Here is a 16,555-nt window from a genome sequence, read left to right on the forward strand (position 1 = left end):
CTACAAATCAAATCAATTCATCGATTAAATTAGCTTTTACTCGTCTAATAGTCTAAATTTATTATGTTTGTAGGATTAATTGATGTATTAAGTATGAGTATGCAAAGAATTTTAATCGGTGTTTTGATAGCTCTTTCAGCGGTATTTTTAGGTTTCCAAATCTTTGAATTGGAAGTTGAAGCAGCAGGAATAAGAGCTTTATTGCTGATGTTCTTGACCGTGTTGTATTATATAAGAGTTAAAAATAAAAGTATTTACTTCTTTTTGTTTTTAATCACTTTTTCTATTGCAGAAATTTTAAATTTTATAGGGTGGTTGGTGCCTCTTGTCCCGGACAATAGAGTTGATTATATGTACTTTATTGTTAACTCGTTGTATATTTTGGCATATTCATTATTGACCGTACAGATTTTAACTTCAATGAATTTGGTTGAAATTGTAAAAAAACTTCCATTTCACCTTATTATTTTAATCATACTTGATGTGTTTTGTGTTATTGTTGTTACGAATACGGCTATCGGACGATTAAATTACTATGAGTATTTTGTTGAGCTTGTTTATAATTCTGTCATTATGATTTTGTTGACTGTAGCATTAATTAATTACATCCATAAAAATGACAAAAAGGCCATCAATCTATTAATTGGATCCATCTTTATCTTTTTTTCAGAGGTTATACAGTTGGCCTATTTTTACGTTTCAAGTAATAATTTACTCAATGTATTTTGTTCTCTCTTTCTTGTGCTTGCCTTTGTCTTTTTCTATCTTCAATCAAGGCTTTCCTATGAACCCCAAGAAGAGTCCTTATATTCTGATTTATTGGCGTGAGCTGGATCAACGTTAAGTGCTAACTCTACTATTGCCAACCAATCCATCTTATAGAACATCCAATCCAATCTAACGTATTGAATAAATAGATCATCTTGAGCCAGGTACTGAATTTCTTATAAATAAAATTGAAATGTTCGTTGCGTTTAGGATAATTGGCCCTCTTTCAAACTCCGTCCACTTCAATTTGTTGAATTTTAACTAAAAAATCGATGAAGCGGGTAAAAACGAGGATTAAAGTCATTTTTTTTCTTATATTTGCCCACCTACTTATACTAATCTATCATGGAAAGATGGCATGCCTTGTCCCCAAATTGGGCAACAATTTTATTATTGGTTCTAATTGTTTCGCTCAACTTACTTTGCTCTTATTATGGACTTTCTGTGGTAACTCAAACCATGACCTTAACTATAATTCCGACATTACTAATGGTCTATTTTTTTAGACAAAAAATAATGGCAAATATATTTTCCCTCATTTTTATGCTCTATTTTTTGGGAATTATATTTAACGCCATGGACCACCTTAGCCTCTCTTCAGATGTATCGGAATCTTGCTTTACTGGAGCTTATTTATTAATGGTATTTGTATTGCTGGGTAAGTTAAAGTATGTGAAACTTGAGCGCTTCGTGTCTTGGTATTTGGCGGTTGTTTTTTTTATAAGCACATATCTTCTCTATCTAATATTTATAGGATTAAAAGACAGTTTTCAAGATAATATTACTTTAACCTTGATGGTAAGTAAAGGTGTTGCCTTGTTGGTCATAGCATTTTTCGCTTTCGCAATTTATTTGAGTAAGGAGACAGCACAATCGATCATATTCCTAATGGTTGTATGTTGCTTTGTTTTTTCTGATGTATTGAGTTTTATCACCACCTCGTATATTCATTTCTGGTTGTTTGAGGGTGTGCAAAAGATATTTCAGAGCATAGGGCTTGTTTTGTCTTGTATTTATGTTTTTAACTATCAAGAAATAGCTACAAGAGTTGAAAGAAGAAAGGCGTTCAAGCCAATTTCTCGAACCAATCAGGTGTCTGTTCAATCTTAAACTAAAATAGATACCCCTTCAGATGATTTGTTTTTGGCACTGTCAAAATAGAAATCGATTTTGCCAAGATTAATCCCGAAGCAGCCCACCTGATTGACCAATACATTCTGGTCAATACTGTTTTTCACAATCGTCGGTTTTTTAAGAAATGTATGGGTATGGCCACCAATGATCAAATCAATATCCTTTGTAGCAGCGGCCAATGAAAGATCACTTGGCTTTTCAGTATTATTACGATAGTTATATCCTAAATGAGACAAGCAGATAATCAAATCGCATTTTTCATTTTCTTTTAATATCCGTGACATGTCCTGTGCAATCTCTACAGGGTTAAGATAAACGGTTTCTTTATACATGTTTTTGTCCACCAATCCTGCAAGTTGAATACCCAACCCAAAAACGCCGATTTTAATCCCGTTTTTTACAAATACTTTATAGGGTTTGGTATGTGTGTCCATGATGGTGTTTGAAAAATCATAGTTGGCACTTATAAAATCAAATTTCGCATGTGGCAATTGGGCATATAAACCTTCAAGACCATTATCAAAATCATGGTTGCCGATGGTTGCAGCATCGTATTTAAGCATGCTCATGAGTTTGAATTCCAGTTCGCCACCATAATAATTGAAATATGGCGTGCCCTGGAAGATATCACCGGCATCTAGTAGTAAAGTATTTGGGTTTTCAGCTCTAATACCTTCAACCAAACTGGCTCTTCTGGCAACACCTCCTTGATTTGGATTTCTGCCATCCTGAGGCCCAAAGGGATCAATATGGCTGTGTACGTCGTTGGTGTGTAGGATGGTTATCTTTTTTAGACCGCTGGAAAATGATTGTAGCCCAAATCCGCCCAATCCCACCAAGGCTGTGGCTGCTGTTGTTTGTTGAATGAATTCTCTTCTTTTCATGTTTATTGTTTTATAATGGTCACATGCTGTTCGCCATTAATTATTCCATAGATGATAAAATCTTTAGCATGCTCCTTTCATAACTTCAAAATAATTATTAATTAAAAAAAACTGCCGTTAATCCTTTAACTGAATAAATCGGTCATCAGCTACAGGGTTGATGGTATCTGTTTTCATAAAATAATCAATAAGCGCATTTCTTATTTTATAATCCAACACGAAAACCTCTTCACTTCCTTTAAAGAAGTCCATCCCATCACCACCATTAATAAGATAATCGTTGGTGGCAACATAGTATGTTTTATTAAAATCGATTGGGATTTGATTTACCGCACTTTCAATCATCTGGCCATCTTTGTCCAAAATTATTTTTAATTTGGAAATGGGATGGGCGCGTTTGGCTCTTACCAAGTAATCTAATAGTTCTTTTACGTTGGCTCCCGGTAATTTTGAAATCACGATAGAATTTTCAAAAGGCATCAATTCAAAGGCTGTTCTTTTAGAAATCGGACCTTTTGAAATAATGGACCTGATACCACCGTGGTTCATTAAGACAAAGTCGATATGTTCCCCGGTTCTTTTAAAAAATACAGGATCAGCTTCTTCATAAATCACGTCGGCCATTAAATTGCCAATGGCCGTGTTTAGATGTCCGTCAGATTTGGAATACGTATCCACCGAATAGGCTAGAATACTATCCAAATCCCTATTGATATTTTCTCTGTAGGGCTTAATGAAGTCTTCAATGCTTGCTATGGATTGCAGACTATCATTGATGTTTATGTTTTTGCCTTCAATTTTGAAAACATCCGTAGGCGCTTTGCAAGACATGGTCAAAAGCAGCCCTAAAATCAGAAAAATATTTTTAAAATTCATCGAATAACTTCTAAAATGTTAATAGTTAAATGTATTGTGTTTACTACCTTTGTCAAAACAAAAGTAAATGATTTTAAAGGCATTTAGAGAAAAATCAGATCAAAAATTCATCGATAAGCTGTTAAGTTCTAAAAACACCGCTATTAGTGATAAAAAAATAGAATCAGTGGGCGTTATCATTGACGCCAGTGAATTTTCTGATGCCGAAGTATTTAAGAATTTTTTTCACGACTTGGGAATCCAGTTGCCAAAGATCAAAGTAATTGTTTTTGTTGATGATGTGAAGAAAACAGAGCGTTTGTGGGGTAACTATTTTACTAAGAAAGACTTTGGTTGGAGAGGGAAGGTAAAACACGCAGAGCTCCAAAGCTTTTTAAATACTGAATTTGATGCGCTTTTAGGATTTTATAAAAACGAAGCCATCGAATTGAAAATGGTCACCGCACTATCAAAGGCCAATTTCAAAATAGGATTATCGGGTGTCGATGACCGCTTGTTCGACTTCATATTGGACGTAGGCATCAATGATTTTGAAATATTTAAAGTAGAACTTAAAAAGTATTTAACCATATTAAAAAAAATATAATGACAAAATTTCTTGGAACAGGTGTGGCTTTGATCACTCCGTTCAACACTGATTTGAGTATTGATCACAACGCTCTTGACACCATTGTCAATTTCAATATTGATAATGGGACAGAGTATTTGGTGATTTGTGGAACCACTGCAGAAAGTGTAACCCTAACGAAACAGGAAAAGAAGGATGTCATTACTACCATAAAAAAAGCCAATAATGGCAGACTACCATTGGTTTTGGGTATTGGGGGCAATAATACTGCTGAAATTATCGAAGAGATCAAGGCGACGGATTTGTCAGATATAGACGCAATTCTGTCAGTTTCACCATATTATACAAAGCCAACCCAGGAAGGTGTTTACCAGCATTTTAAAGCCATTTCTGAAGCGTCTCCAAAGCCTATCATACTTTATAATGTGCCAGGACGTACGGCTTCAAATATGTTGCCGACGACTACATTGCGTCTTGCCAATGATTTTAAAAATATCATCGCCATAAAGGAAGCGGGAAATAACGTTGGACAATATTTACAATTGTTAAAAAATAAACCTGACGATTTCATGATAATTTCAGGAGATGATGATTTGGCATTAGGTGTTGTTTTGGCAGGTGGTGCAGGAGTGATTTCAGTATTGGGGCAAGCCTTACCAAAAGATTTTACCAATATGATCCGTCTTGGATTGGAAGGGAATGCAAAGGAGGCCTATAAACTACATTTTAAATTAATGGATGTGACCGCTCAGATTTTTGAGGAAAACAATCCAGCAGGAATTAAAGCTGTTTTTCAAGCGCTTGGTTTGGCACAGGACACTGTGAGATTGCCCTTGGTTGTGGCATCGGACGCATTAAAAGGGAAAATCAAAAAAAGTGTGGCGCTCCTCAAATAAACAATAAACGTTAAATTTTACTTAAACGTCTTCGTAGCCTAAATTCAACACTTATTTTAGCTTGAAATTTTTATTTTATAATACGTTATAAATGTGTATTTTTGCATTCTGTTTAAAAATGTCGATGTACCGTTAAAACACAACCTTATCTATGACCATATTTAATCAGGCGTTTCAATTAAATAATACAAAGAAGAACAATTCTTGGATGAAAAACATTTGTTATACTTTATTGATCACTTTAGTACTGTCTTCTTGTAGCGAATATCAAAAGGCGTTAAAATCTGAAGACATTGCCACAAAATTCAAAATGGGTACAGAACTTTATGATGATGGTAAGTTCAGCAAGGCCAATAAGTTGTTTGCGCAAATTGTTCCACAGTATAGAGGGAAGCCACAAGCAGAGAAGTTGATGTTCATGTATTCTAATTCATTTTATCAGATGAAGGATTACTATTTGGCGGGCTATCAATTTGAACGTTTTGAAAGCCAGTATCCAAAAAGTGAAAAAGCTGAAGAAGCCTTGTTTTTAAGTGCTAAGAGTTTTTACATGTTGTCGCCTGTATACAGTAAGGAACAAAAGGAAACTGTGACAGCAATTGAAAAACTTCAATTGTTTATCAACAAATTTCCAGAGTCAGAGTATCTGCCTCAAGCAAACAAACTAATTCAGGAATTGGATTATAAATTGGAAAGGAAAGATTTTGAAATAGCGAAGCTTTATAATAAGATTGCAAATTTTGAATCTGCAGATTACGAAGCCTCAATAAAAGCCTTTGATAATTTTCTTTTGGATTATCCAGGGACCAGCTTTAGGGAAGAAGCCATGTATTACAGATTTGATTCTGCGTATAGGTTAGGTATCAATAGTGTGGAATATAAGCGTGAAGACCGTTTAAACACTGCTATTAAATATTACAATGCTTTTCAAAAGGCCTATCCAGAATCTGAGTTTAGTTCTGAAGCAGAAAAAATGAATGCCGAATTGCAAACCGCAATTCAACACTATACTATAAAAAGTTAATTATATATAAATGATGAATTTGAAAAAGACCGATGCTCCAGTAAGTACTATTACTTACAACCGTAATGAGATTGATGAGCCAACAGGAAACATTTATGAGGCCATCTCCGTTATTTCAAGAAGAGCAGAACAGATCAACACAGACATCCGTAGAGAGCTTGTTGACAAGCTTGAAGAATTTGCGACTTATAATGACAGTCTAGAAGAAATCTTTGAAAACAAAGAACAAATTGAAGTGTCTAAATTTTACGAAAGATTACCAAAACCGCATGCACTTGCAGTTCAGGAATGGTTAGACGATAAAATTTATTTCAGAAATACTGAGGACGATATTAAAGAAGCATAATTAATATGTCAATTTTAAGCGGCAAAAACATACTTGTGGGCATTACTGCTGGTATTGCTGCTTATAAAACAGCAAACCTTGTTAGGTTATTTATAAAAGCGGGCGCTCACGTAAAGGTCGTGATGACGCCTGCTTCTAAAGACTTCATCACACCTTTAACACTTTCAACCTTATCTAAAAATCCAGTTCATTCTTCATTTGTCAATGACGACGATGAGAATGCTGTGTGGAACAATCACGTAGAACTCGGGTTGTGGGCAGATCTTTTTATCATTGCGCCCGCAACCGCAAATACGATGGCAAAAATGGCCAATGGTGTTTGTGATAATTTGTTGATGGCCACCTATCTCTCAGCCAAATGTCCTGTTTATTTTGCACCCGCAATGGACTTGGATATGTACAAGCATCAAAGCACCTTGAATTCTTTTAATATTTTGAAGGGCTTTGGCAATATCATGATTCCTGCAACAAGTGGTGAATTGGCAAGCGGATTGGTGGGTGAAGGCAGAATGGCCGAGCCAGAAGATATCGTTGCATTTATCGAAAAGGTTATTATTGGTCAGATGCCATTGTATGGCAAGAAAATTCTTATTACTGCGGGGCCAACCTATGAGGCCATTGATCCCGTTCGTTTTATCGGAAATCATTCTAGTGGGAAGATGGGCTTCGAAATTGCTAAGACTGCCGCCAAGCTTGGTGCTGAGGTGATTTTAATTTCTGGGCCAACACATCAATCGGTTTCAAACGGACTTATTAAGGTAATAAACGTTGTAAGTGCGTCACAAATGTATGATGCCGTACACAACTATTTTGAGACCGTTGACATTGCTGTTCTTTCAGCTGCAGTTGCCGATTACAAACCGAAAAATGTTTCAGATACCAAAATAAAAAAGAAAGATACCGCGTTTTCAATTGAACTTGAGAAAACAAAAGATATTTTGGCCTCTCTTGGAAAGATTAAGACCAACCAGTTTTTGGTGGGTTTTGCCTTGGAAACCAACAACGAATTGGAAAATGCAAAAGGAAAATTAAAAGCGAAGAATTTAAATTTAATTGTATTAAATTCGTTAAATGACAAAGGCGCCGGTTTTGGAGGCTCAACCAATAAAGTTACTTTTATAACTGAAAAACAAGACATCATACAGCATGATTTAAAGTCAAAAGAAGAAGTGGCGGTCGATTTAATGAATCAAATTATAAAACAGATCCATGCGTAAATTAATTATCATATTTCTGATTTCCTTTACTACCGTTGGGTTTTCTCAAGAGTTGAATTGTAATTTGGTGGTCAATGCGCAACAAACGGGGCAAGAAAATGTACAAGTTTTTAAGACTTTAGAACGCCAGCTTAATGAATTTGTGAACAATACACAATGGACCAATAAAATTTATAAACCTCAGGAACGTATTGATTGCAGTATGGTCATCAATGTCAGTAACTATAATAGTGATGTGTTTCAAGCGACCATCCAGGTGCAGTCGTCAAGACCTGTTTTTAATTCTACATACAGCACCCCTGTCTATAATTTTAATGATAAGCACTTCACTTTTAGATATCTTGAGTTCGAGAATTTAGTTTATAATGCCAACCAATTTGAATCCAATTTAGTGTCTGTTCTGGCTTATCATGTGTTCATGATTTTAGGATTGGATGCTGATACTTTTGAGTTGAACGGTGGCGACCCTTATTTTCAACAGGCGCAGACCATCAATAATTATTCGCAGCAAGGTAATTTTAAGGGTTGGAAATTGGAAGATGGGCAACAATCTCGTTTTGTGTTAATAGACAACATCCTGTCGCAAACATTCAAAGAATTTAGGACGGTTATGTACCATTATCATCGTGACGGTTTAGATGTTATGGCAAATAACGAAAAACAAGGTAAGGAAGCCATTGCTGATGTTTTTGAGGATTTGAGGACTATGAACAACAGAAGACCAAATTCCTTTTTAATGCGGGTTTTCTTCGACGCCAAGGCCAATGAGATCCTCGACATTTTTAGTGGAGGACCAAAAGTGAACATCACCGAAATCAAAGATATTCTCAACAGAGTTGCGCCTACACATGCCTCCAAATGGCGTGAGATTAACTTTTGACGTAAATAGCTTGAAGCTTGAAGCTTGAAGCGCGAAGTAAAAATTAAGTTCAATAACAAATTCAAAATTTTGAACCCAAAACCTTAACCCTATACTCAAAAATGCTCACCACACTTTCCATAAAAAACTATGCTTTAATTGATAGGCTTCAGGTTAACTTTAACAGTGGCCTGACAATTATTACAGGAGAAACAGGTGCTGGTAAATCCATTTTATTGGGAGGGCTATCGCTTATTCTTGGTAAAAGGGCGGACTTGAGCAGTGTTAAGAACCCTTCAGAAAAGTGCATCATTGAAGCGACTTTTGACATTGCCAATTATAATCTAAAAACCCTTTTTAAAGCAGAGGATTTAGATTATGAACCTCAAACCATCATCCGTAGAGAAATCCTACCTTCAGGAAAATCCAGGGCGTTTATAAATGATACACCTGTTAATTTGGATAGTTTACAAGCCTTGGGAGAACGACTTTTGGACATTCATTCGCAGCACCAAACCTTACAATTGACCAATGATGATTTCCAGTTTCAGGTGATTGATGCTTTGGCGGAAAACGGCAATTTACTTCAAGATTATACGTTTCAATTAAACAAATTCAAGTCTTTAAAGACAGAATTTAAAAAACTTCAAAACCAAAAAATTGAAGCAGCTAAAGAGCTCGATTACAATTTATTTCTGTTGAAGGAATTGGAAGAGGCCAACTTGATTGACGGAGAACTGGAATCGCTTGAAGAAGAATACGAAACACTTAATAATATAGAGGAAATAAGTGAACGGCTTGCCGCAGCACATGAATTGTTTGGCAGTCAAGAAATAGGTGTAATGCTGCATTTGACGGAAGCAAAAAATCAACTGTCAAAATTGGCGGATTTTTCCGCTAATTATAAATCGCTCTTTGAAAGGGTCACGAGCAGTTTAATTGAGCTGGATGATATGTTTGCGGTCATAGAAGAACTACAGGAGTCTTTGGAAGCCGATCCATCCCGATTAAATAGTGTAAATCTTAAATTGCAAGTCTTACATAGTTTGATGCAGAAACATACGGCATCTGATATTGCCGAATTGATTCAAATTAGGGATGCGCTTAGCGAGAAAGTTTCGATCACAGAAAACTTGGACAGTGTAATCGCCCAAAAAGAATCGGAATTATCACTAATTGAAAATACGCTTAATGGACTGGCTTTAAAAATCAGTAAGAATAGGCTACAATCAATACCTGGACTGATCAAACAATTGGAAGAGCTTCTTGCAATTTTAGGGATGCCAAATGCAAGATTTAATGTTGAACTGCTCCCTTCAGCTAGTTTTTTAAATAATGGTAAAGATGATTTGAAGTTTTTGTTTTCCGCCAATAAGGGAGGTCAATTCAATGAACTGAAAAAAGCAGCCTCAGGAGGTGAATTGTCGCGTATTATGTTGGCCATAAAATCCATATTGACAAACTACACACAATTGCCAACCATAATGTTTGATGAAATTGATACCGGGGTTTCTGGAGAGATTTCCAATAAAATGGCTTCTATTATGCAACAAATGAGCAAGACCATGCAGGTGTTTACCATTACGCATTTACCGCAAATTGCCGCAAAAGGGGATACGCATTTTAAAGTTTTTAAAGAAGATGTGGAGGACGTTACACAAACCCAATTAAAACGCTTGAATCAGGATGAACGTATTGTGGAGATCGCACAAATGTTGGGTGGCATCAATATGTCGGATTCTGCAATAGAGCATGCTAAACAATTGCTGAATTGATTTAGATGATGAAATGATTATATTGGAGCTTTCTTTTTACGACGCTGTTGATTTTTACGGCTTGTGCAGGATATGAAACAGATCCTTGTGATGTCCAACATGTTATCATCAATGGTGAACGTGTGCCAGATTACATTTTTCCTGTTAACGGAGGTTTTGAAAATGGCGATAAATATTACCATCAAAAATATGGTGTCGTTATTTATGTCAACGGTGAATGGTTTGATGCAAGTGAGAAGGTTATTGAAGATTTAGAAATTAAAACAAAGCAATAAGTTCAAAGTTTTATTAACTTTGAGATTTAAATGGAGTAGCAAAAAACAAAAAACAAACAAAAACATGGCATACAACTTATTAAAAGGAAAACGAGGAATTATTTTTGGAGCTCTGGATGCGAATTCAATTGCCTGGAAAACTGCGGAACGTGTTCACGAAGAAGGTGGTACATTTGTCTTGACCAATGCGCCAATAGCAATGCGAATGGGCCAAATTGATGAATTAGCAAAAAAAACGGGCTCTCAAATTATTCCTGCAGATGCAACATCAGTTGAAGATTTGGAAAATCTAGTGGCTCAATCTGTAGAAATCTTAGGCGGAAAATTGGATTTTGTTCTCCATTCCATCGGAATGTCAATCAATGTAAGAAAAGGCAAGCATTATACTGATCAAAATTATGATTGGACCCAAAAAGGAACGGATGTTTCTGCCATGTCCTTTCATAAGGTGATGCAAACCCTATACAAAGCAGATGCCATGAATGAATGGGGAAGTATTGTTGCTTTGACATATATGGCCGCTCAACGTGTATTTCCTGATTATAATGATATGGCAGATAATAAAGCCTATTTAGAAAGTATTGCCCGTAGCTTCGGGTATTTCTTCGGAAAGGATAAAAAGGTAAGAGTCAATACCATTTCGCAATCACCAACGCCTACAACAGCAGGTCAAGGTGTTAAAGGTTTTGATGGTTTTATTGCCTACGCCGATAAAATGTCGCCGTTAGGTAATGCTACAGCTTTAGATTGTGCCAATTATACAGTGACCTTATTTAGTGACCTCACTAAACGTGTAACGCTTCAAAACCTCTTTAATGATGGAGGGTTTAGTAATATGGGCGTAAGCAATGGAGTTATGGAGGCATTCATTAGAGAATAGTTCGTTAAAAAATAATATTTACATAGTTTCAAAGGCCACCAATCGGTGGCTTTTGTATTTTGATTCGTTACCTTTGTTCTTTATGGAGCCATTGCATTTTTCATTTATAATACCTGTTTATAATCGACCAGAGGAGATCCATGAGCTATTGGACAGCTTTACGAAACTTGAAGGTGGTTTTGACTATTCCATCTGCATTGTTGAAGATGGCTCGTCAATTTCATCAGAAGAAATTGTAGGACAGTTTGCTGATCAATTGGACATTTCCTATTATTTCAAGGCAAATTCCGGTCCAGGAGATTCAAGAAATTATGGAATGGCGCGTGCTATAGGAAACTATTTCATTATTTTGGATTCTGATGTCCTGTTGCCTAAAGATTATTTGCAAGTGGTCAGCAAAAGTTTGCTTGACAATTACGCAGATTGTTTTGGCGGTCCAGATGCTGCGCATGCCTCTTTTTCAAATCTTCAAAAAGCGATCAATTTTGCCATGACTTCTTTTATTACCACTGGAGGTATAAGAGGAGGGAAGGATTCTGATAAATTTCAACCCAGAAGTTTTAATATGGGTTTATCAAAAAGAGCTTTTGAAGCCTCGGGTGGTTTTGGCACCATTCATCCAGGTGAAGATCCGGACCTTTCATTGCGTCTCATCAACTTAGGCTTTAAGAGCAAGTTGATTAAGGATGCTTATGTATATCATAAAAGACGCATTTCTTGGACCAAATTTTATCAGCAAGTCCATAAATTTGGGATGGTGAGACCAATTTTAAATAGATGGCATCCAAAATCTGAACGATTTATTTTTTGGTTGCCCACATTGTTTTCAATAGGTTTTGCGTTAAGTATCGTGCTGTTGCTATTTCAGATAAAATGGTTATTGTACATTTATATAATTTATTTTTTAGTTGCTTTTATAATGGCCCTGATCAACTCAAGCAATTTAATTATCGCTTTTCTTGCGGTTTTCGCTATAGGTGTTCAGTTTTTCGGTTATGGTTACGGTTTTTTAAAATCGACAATTGCCATCAAAATCTTAAAAGAGAATCCTGAGAAAAGGTTCCCAAAATTGTTTTTCAAACATGTTCAATAAACTAAAGACGAAACTTTCTAAATCCTTAAAGAGCGGGAAACTTAAAGTTTTCAGTATGTTCTTTGTGCTTTCATTCTTGTTTTTGGCATTGACCAAGCTCTCAAAGAGCTATACTGAAACTATATCATTTGAAATCGTTTACAAAAACGTACCAGAACAGCACCACGTTGATATTGACAGTACCAAAAAAGTGAATGTTGCCGTCAATGCCTACGGATTTAACTTACTTAAATATTCTTTTTATAAACCAAAACTGGAGATTGATTTTGAATCTGATGTTGTTCTAAAGAATAAAACCTATATCTGGAATGCACAGCAAAATGCACCTAAATTAAGTTCAACCTTTAAGAATTCAGTTGATATTATTTCTATTCAACCTGATACCCTACGTTTTCCTTATCAAACATTGGCTATTAAAAAAGTGCCTGTTAAAACAGATGTTTCTATTGAATATGCTTCTGGTTATGATATGTCATCTAAGCTTAAAGTAATTCCAGATTCAATTAAGATCATCGGATCAGAAAAATTGATTTCTGGAATTGATTACGTCACAACCAAAAAAACAGAATTAAAAAATATCAATTCGAACATTGAAAAATCATTGGATATTGAAATTGATGAGGCTCTCAAACATGTAAAAATGTCTAAAAAAAGTGTCGTTATTAAGGGGCATGTAGAGAAATTTACTGAGGGAACGTTTAATGTAGCCGTAACCATAATCAATCTGCCGGCAGACACAAATATTAATTACTTCCCAAAAACGATTCCAGTAGCTTATAACGTCAGTCTTAATAATTATAAATTGGTTCGACCTTCTGATTTTAGGATTGAATGTAATTATAGGGATATTGATAATACAGACAAGACATTTTTGATTCCTAAATTGGTAAAAGTACCCGAAATTGTGAAAAGTGCACGTTTAAAGCAGCATAAGGTTGAATTTATTTTGATGCAATAGCTTATGAAAATTGTGGGTTTGACAGGCGGGATTGGAAGTGGTAAAACCACTGTTGCGAAAATGTTTCAGGAGTTGGGTGTGCCTTTATACATTGCAGATGACAGGGCTAAGATGCTGATGAATACATCTAAAGTAATCAGAAAAAAACTCATTCTCTTGTTTGGTAAGGAAGCGTATAAAGACAAACAACTAAACCGTCCTTTTTTAGCATCCAAGATTTTCGAAAACGCCGATCTTTTAAAACAAATGAACGCCATTGTGCATCCCGAAGTAGGTGCTGATTTTGAACAGTGGAAAGAAAAACAAACATCAGCTTATGTGCTAAAGGAAGCCGCCATTATTTTTGAGATTAATAAGGCGTCACAATACGATTTTATTATAACGGTGGTAGCTGACCTGGATCAACGGATAGCACGGGTCATGAATAGGGATAATACGACTGAAGCCAAGGTATTGGCTATTGTCAATAACCAATGGTCAGATGATGAAAAAGCAAAACAATCGGATTTTGTGATAATAAATCATGATTTGGACCAAACCAAGCTTCAAGTGATGGAAATTCATCAACAATTGCTTAAAACCATTGGCAAAAAATAATCTTCTTATTTTGTTAATGTAAGGTTAAAGCAAGTGACTCCTAAATGTTAAAATGTTAAATTTGGATGATGGGCAGAAAGCTATTCATTTTGTTGGTAGTTCTGATGAGTTTGTCGCTCATAGGAATAATTTTCGTACAAATATATTTTATTGATAACAGCTTAACTAACGAAAAGAAGCAGTTTACGTTGAACGTAAAGCGGTCTTTAAGTAATGTCCGTAATCTTATTGAAGATAGGGAGTTCAAGCTGTACAGTAGTAAATATCAGGAAATGTTAAGTAGTGGTAAAAGTCCCGATACTACTAATATCAAAGGAATTTTGTTATATAGTTATGACGATGTTTCCAATGAAACTACGATCTATCAAAACGGAATACTTGAAGAGAGTTTTAAAGTGCCATCGTTGTTCTTTGACATTGGAGGTTTAGATAGTTTAAACATTAGTCGCGTCAGCAATCAAAAGGAAATCAGAGTATTTAAAGAGAGTACCATTGATAATCAAGTCCATATCACTCCGGAAAAAACGGTGATGCAGTACACTGAATTGGATGATATTGAAAAAAAATTATTTGAAACGGCTTATCGGGATTTATTTAAAAACTACCCGATTTATAAAAGAGCATCTGTTGCGGATATCTCTACATTTTTGACGAATCAATTTAATGAAAATGGGATTGAAATTGATTTCGAATTTGCGATTTATGATAAGGATTTGGCTACGAAAGTGCAATCTGATAATTTCGAATTAGATCCGTCAAACACTTATGGTATACCAATGTTTCTGGATAACAACAATGAAAGCGATTTTAATCTGTATGTTAATTTTCCGGAACGTCAAAAGTTTTTATGGTCATCGATTATAACTATGACGGTGCTGTCCATAGTGTTTACAATCATCATTATCTTAGCGTATACAAACGCTATTTATCAAATTATAAGGCAACGGCAGATATCACAGATTAAAACGGATTTCATCAATAATATGACCCATGAGTTCAAAACACCTATCGCCACGATCAATTTGGCGTTGGATGCGATGAAAAACCCGAAAATGATTGATGATAAGGAAAAGACGGCGCGTTACTTGAAGATGATTAAGGATGAAAACAAACGGATGCACGCTCAGGTTGAAAACGTGTTGCGAATATCTAAACTGGAAAAGAATGAACTTAATATTAGTAAGGATAGGGTGAAACTTCACGACTTAATTGAAGATGCCATAATGCATGTTGAATTAATAGTAGAAGATAGACAGGGTTATGTTAAAACCCATTTGAACGCTGAGAAATCTTCAGTATTGGCAAACGATACCCATTTAACTAATGTTTTGGTCAATATTCTGGACAATGCCATCAAGTATTCTGATGACGCCCCAAGAATTGATGTCACTACGGAAAATGTAGGAAATAGTATTATATTAAAAATTGCCGATCACGGTAATGGAATGACAAAACAAGTTCAAAAGAAAGTTTTTGAAAAGTTTTATAGAGAACACACAGGAAATGTGCACAACGTTAAAGGTCATGGTTTAGGTTTAGCCTATGTAAAACGAATGGTTGAAGACCACCAAGGACATGTATCCGTTGAAAGTGAAAAAGGAAAAGGTAGCACTTTTATAATTAAACTACCATTAATATCATAGATTATGGAAGAACAGAACAAAAAGATTTTATTAGTAGAAGACGATCCAAATTTTGGAACCGTACTGAAAGATTACCTTAATATGAACGATTATGACGTTGTTCATGCTAAAAATGGAATGGAAGGCTTTGAGAAATTTAAAAAGGACGATTATGACCTTTGTATTTTGGATGTCATGATGCCTTATAAAGATGGGTTTACCTTAGCCAAGGAAATTAGAGAAAAAAACAGTGATGTGCCTATTATTTTCCTGACTGCAAAAGCAATGAAGGAAGATGTACTTAAAGGCTATAAAGTAGGCGCAGATGACTATCTGAACAAGCCATTTGATAGTGAGGTGCTTTTAATGAAAATCAAGGCCATTATACAACGTAAGGCAACTGATTCTGTTGCAGACAGCAAGCAGTTTGAATTTAAGATCGGTAATTTCGATTTGAATTCTAAGTTGAGATTTTTGAAGTTTAAAGACGAACCTTCAGTTAAATTATCTCCTAAGGAAAATGAATTGTTGCGTCTATTGGCGTTACATGAAAATGATTTAATGCCACGAGAATTGGCATTGACTAAAATATGGAGAGATGACAACTATTTCACTTCAAGAAGTATGGATGTCTATATTGCGAAATTGAGAAAATATCTAAGACCTGATGAAACCGTTGAGATTTTAAACATTCATGGTGAAGGCTTTAGGCTGGTTGTCAATCAAGATGACTAATATGAATTCCCACCAGAGGGTTTTAAAATCCTGAGGCTTGCCTCGGTC

At 35.5% G+C, this 16,555-nt stretch carries 18 protein-coding genes; 16 read left to right on the forward strand and 2 right to left on the reverse strand.

Annotation, left to right across the window (positions count from 1 at the left end; translation table 11 throughout):
- Positions 1-63 precede the first annotated feature (63 nt).
- Both J4051_RS09645 and J4051_RS09650 read left to right on the forward strand, forming a co-directional pair.
- Complete coding sequence (locus J4051_RS09645; RefSeq protein ID WP_208233664.1) at positions 64-828, forward strand: hypothetical protein; 765 nt, start codon at positions 64-66, stop codon at positions 826-828.
- Between the two features lie 456 nt (positions 829-1,284).
- Complete coding sequence (locus tag J4051_RS09650; protein ID WP_208233665.1) at positions 1,285-1,878, forward strand: hypothetical protein; 594 nt, start codon at positions 1,285-1,287, stop codon at positions 1,876-1,878.
- Here the strand turns inward: J4051_RS09650 and J4051_RS09655 are convergent.
- Both J4051_RS09655 and J4051_RS09660 read right to left on the reverse strand, forming a co-directional pair.
- On the reverse strand, positions 1,875-2,786 hold the full coding sequence (locus J4051_RS09655) for a bifunctional metallophosphatase/5'-nucleotidase (RefSeq protein ID WP_208233666.1): 912 nt from the start codon (positions 2,784-2,786) through the stop codon (positions 1,875-1,877). The two genes, J4051_RS09650 and J4051_RS09655, sit on opposite strands and share 4 nt — an antisense overlap.
- 117 nt (positions 2,787-2,903) lie before the next feature.
- Positions 2,904-3,662, reverse strand: a complete 759-nt coding sequence (locus J4051_RS09660) for a 5'-nucleotidase C-terminal domain-containing protein (protein ID WP_208233667.1) — start codon at positions 3,660-3,662, stop codon at positions 2,904-2,906.
- A gap of 67 nt (positions 3,663-3,729) precedes the next feature.
- Here J4051_RS09660 and J4051_RS09665 point away from each other — a divergent pair, with 67 nt between their 5' ends.
- The 14 genes from J4051_RS09665 to J4051_RS09730 all read left to right on the forward strand — a co-directional run bounded on the left by J4051_RS09665 (position 3,730) and on the right by J4051_RS09730 (position 16,507).
- Positions 3,730-4,248, forward strand: a complete 519-nt coding sequence (locus J4051_RS09665; protein ID WP_208233668.1) for a DUF6913 domain-containing protein — start codon at positions 3,730-3,732, stop codon at positions 4,246-4,248.
- Positions 4,248-5,126: a 4-hydroxy-tetrahydrodipicolinate synthase gene (gene dapA / locus J4051_RS09670; protein ID WP_208233669.1), complete on the forward strand. Its 879-nt coding sequence runs from the start codon at positions 4,248-4,250 to the stop codon at positions 5,124-5,126. The genes J4051_RS09665 and dapA overlap by 1 nt, the downstream gene beginning before the upstream one ends.
- A gap of 208 nt (positions 5,127-5,334) precedes the next feature.
- Positions 5,335-6,150, forward strand: coding sequence for an outer membrane protein assembly factor BamD (locus J4051_RS09675; RefSeq protein ID WP_208233670.1), 816 nt, complete (start codon positions 5,335-5,337; stop codon positions 6,148-6,150).
- 13 nt (positions 6,151-6,163) lie between these two features.
- Positions 6,164-6,496 (forward strand): DNA-directed RNA polymerase subunit omega, encoded by a 333-nt coding sequence (locus tag J4051_RS09680; protein ID WP_182202250.1) that lies wholly within the window; start codon positions 6,164-6,166, stop codon positions 6,494-6,496.
- A 5-nt stretch (positions 6,497-6,501) separates the two neighbouring features.
- Positions 6,502-7,713: a bifunctional phosphopantothenoylcysteine decarboxylase/phosphopantothenate--cysteine ligase CoaBC gene (coaBC, locus tag J4051_RS09685; protein ID WP_208233671.1), complete on the forward strand. Its 1,212-nt coding sequence runs from the start codon at positions 6,502-6,504 to the stop codon at positions 7,711-7,713.
- Positions 7,706-8,593 carry a type IX secretion system protein PorD gene (porD, locus tag J4051_RS09690; protein ID WP_208233672.1) on the forward strand — a complete coding sequence of 296 codons (888 nt, stop codon included), beginning with the start codon at positions 7,706-7,708 and terminating at the stop codon, positions 8,591-8,593. The genes coaBC and porD overlap by 8 nt, the downstream gene beginning before the upstream one ends.
- A gap of 101 nt (positions 8,594-8,694) precedes the next feature.
- Positions 8,695-10,347, forward strand: a complete 1,653-nt coding sequence (recN, locus tag J4051_RS09695; RefSeq protein WP_208233673.1) for a DNA repair protein RecN — start codon at positions 8,695-8,697, stop codon at positions 10,345-10,347.
- A 47-nt stretch (positions 10,348-10,394) separates the two neighbouring features.
- The gene (locus tag J4051_RS09700) at positions 10,395-10,622 is read left to right on the forward strand and encodes a hypothetical protein (protein WP_208233674.1); all 228 of its coding nucleotides are present in this window, start codon (positions 10,395-10,397) and stop codon (positions 10,620-10,622) included.
- 64 nt (positions 10,623-10,686) lie between these two features.
- Positions 10,687-11,502 carry an enoyl-ACP reductase FabI gene (locus tag J4051_RS09705; RefSeq protein ID WP_208233675.1) on the forward strand — a complete coding sequence of 272 codons (816 nt, stop codon included), beginning with the start codon at positions 10,687-10,689 and terminating at the stop codon, positions 11,500-11,502.
- Positions 11,503-11,584: 82 nt separating this feature from the next.
- Positions 11,585-12,595 (forward strand): glycosyltransferase, encoded by a 1,011-nt coding sequence (locus J4051_RS09710; protein WP_208233676.1) that lies wholly within the window; start codon positions 11,585-11,587, stop codon positions 12,593-12,595.
- Positions 12,585-13,553: a YbbR-like domain-containing protein gene (locus J4051_RS09715; RefSeq protein WP_208233677.1), complete on the forward strand. Its 969-nt coding sequence runs from the start codon at positions 12,585-12,587 to the stop codon at positions 13,551-13,553. The genes J4051_RS09710 and J4051_RS09715 overlap by 11 nt, the downstream gene beginning before the upstream one ends.
- Before the next feature lie 3 nt (positions 13,554-13,556).
- Complete coding sequence (coaE, locus tag J4051_RS09720) at positions 13,557-14,150, forward strand: dephospho-CoA kinase (protein WP_208233678.1); 594 nt, start codon at positions 13,557-13,559, stop codon at positions 14,148-14,150.
- A gap of 68 nt (positions 14,151-14,218) precedes the next feature.
- Positions 14,219-15,793 (forward strand): sensor histidine kinase, encoded by a 1,575-nt coding sequence (locus tag J4051_RS09725; protein WP_208233785.1) that lies wholly within the window; start codon positions 14,219-14,221, stop codon positions 15,791-15,793.
- Between the two features lie 3 nt (positions 15,794-15,796).
- Positions 15,797-16,507 (forward strand): response regulator transcription factor, encoded by a 711-nt coding sequence (locus tag J4051_RS09730; RefSeq protein ID WP_208233679.1) that lies wholly within the window; start codon positions 15,797-15,799, stop codon positions 16,505-16,507.
- The last annotated feature ends 48 nt before the right edge of the window (positions 16,508-16,555 follow it).

This window comes from Gelidibacter pelagius, assembly GCF_017581925.1.
Taxonomy (GTDB): Bacteria; Bacteroidota; Bacteroidia; order Flavobacteriales; family Flavobacteriaceae; genus Gelidibacter; species Gelidibacter pelagius.

Bases quoted from the DNA above. Each gene is read 5' to 3' on its own strand.
- porD (WP_208233672.1), top strand. From the start codon at position 7,706: ATGCGTAAATTAATTATCATATTTCTGATTTCCTTTACTACCGTTGGG.
- recN (WP_208233673.1), top strand. From the start codon at position 8,695: ATGCTCACCACACTTTCCATAAAAAACTATGCTTTAATTGATAGGCTT.
- J4051_RS09655 (WP_208233666.1), bottom strand. From the start codon at position 2,786: ATGAAAAGAAGAGAATTCATTCAACAAACAACAGCAGCCACAGCCTTG.
- J4051_RS09715 (WP_208233677.1), top strand. From the start codon at position 12,585: ATGTTCAATAAACTAAAGACGAAACTTTCTAAATCCTTAAAGAGCGGG.
- J4051_RS09650 (WP_208233665.1), top strand. From the start codon at position 1,285: ATGGCAAATATATTTTCCCTCATTTTTATGCTCTATTTTTTGGGAATT.
- J4051_RS09710 (WP_208233676.1), top strand. From the start codon at position 11,585: ATGGAGCCATTGCATTTTTCATTTATAATACCTGTTTATAATCGACCA.
- dapA (WP_208233669.1), top strand. From the start codon at position 4,248: ATGACAAAATTTCTTGGAACAGGTGTGGCTTTGATCACTCCGTTCAAC.
- J4051_RS09725 (WP_208233785.1), top strand. From the start codon at position 14,219: ATGGGCAGAAAGCTATTCATTTTGTTGGTAGTTCTGATGAGTTTGTCG.
- J4051_RS09675 (WP_208233670.1), top strand. From the start codon at position 5,335: ATGAAAAACATTTGTTATACTTTATTGATCACTTTAGTACTGTCTTCT.
- J4051_RS09645 (WP_208233664.1), top strand. From the start codon at position 64: ATGTTTGTAGGATTAATTGATGTATTAAGTATGAGTATGCAAAGAATT.
- J4051_RS09730 (WP_208233679.1), top strand. From the start codon at position 15,797: ATGGAAGAACAGAACAAAAAGATTTTATTAGTAGAAGACGATCCAAAT.
- J4051_RS09705 (WP_208233675.1), top strand. From the start codon at position 10,687: ATGGCATACAACTTATTAAAAGGAAAACGAGGAATTATTTTTGGAGCT.
- coaE (WP_208233678.1), top strand. From the start codon at position 13,557: ATGAAAATTGTGGGTTTGACAGGCGGGATTGGAAGTGGTAAAACCACT.
- J4051_RS09660 (WP_208233667.1), bottom strand. From the start codon at position 3,662: ATGAATTTTAAAAATATTTTTCTGATTTTAGGGCTGCTTTTGACCATG.
- coaBC (WP_208233671.1), top strand. From the start codon at position 6,502: ATGTCAATTTTAAGCGGCAAAAACATACTTGTGGGCATTACTGCTGGT.
- J4051_RS09665 (WP_208233668.1), top strand. From the start codon at position 3,730: ATGATTTTAAAGGCATTTAGAGAAAAATCAGATCAAAAATTCATCGAT.
- J4051_RS09680 (WP_182202250.1), top strand. From the start codon at position 6,164: ATGAATTTGAAAAAGACCGATGCTCCAGTAAGTACTATTACTTACAAC.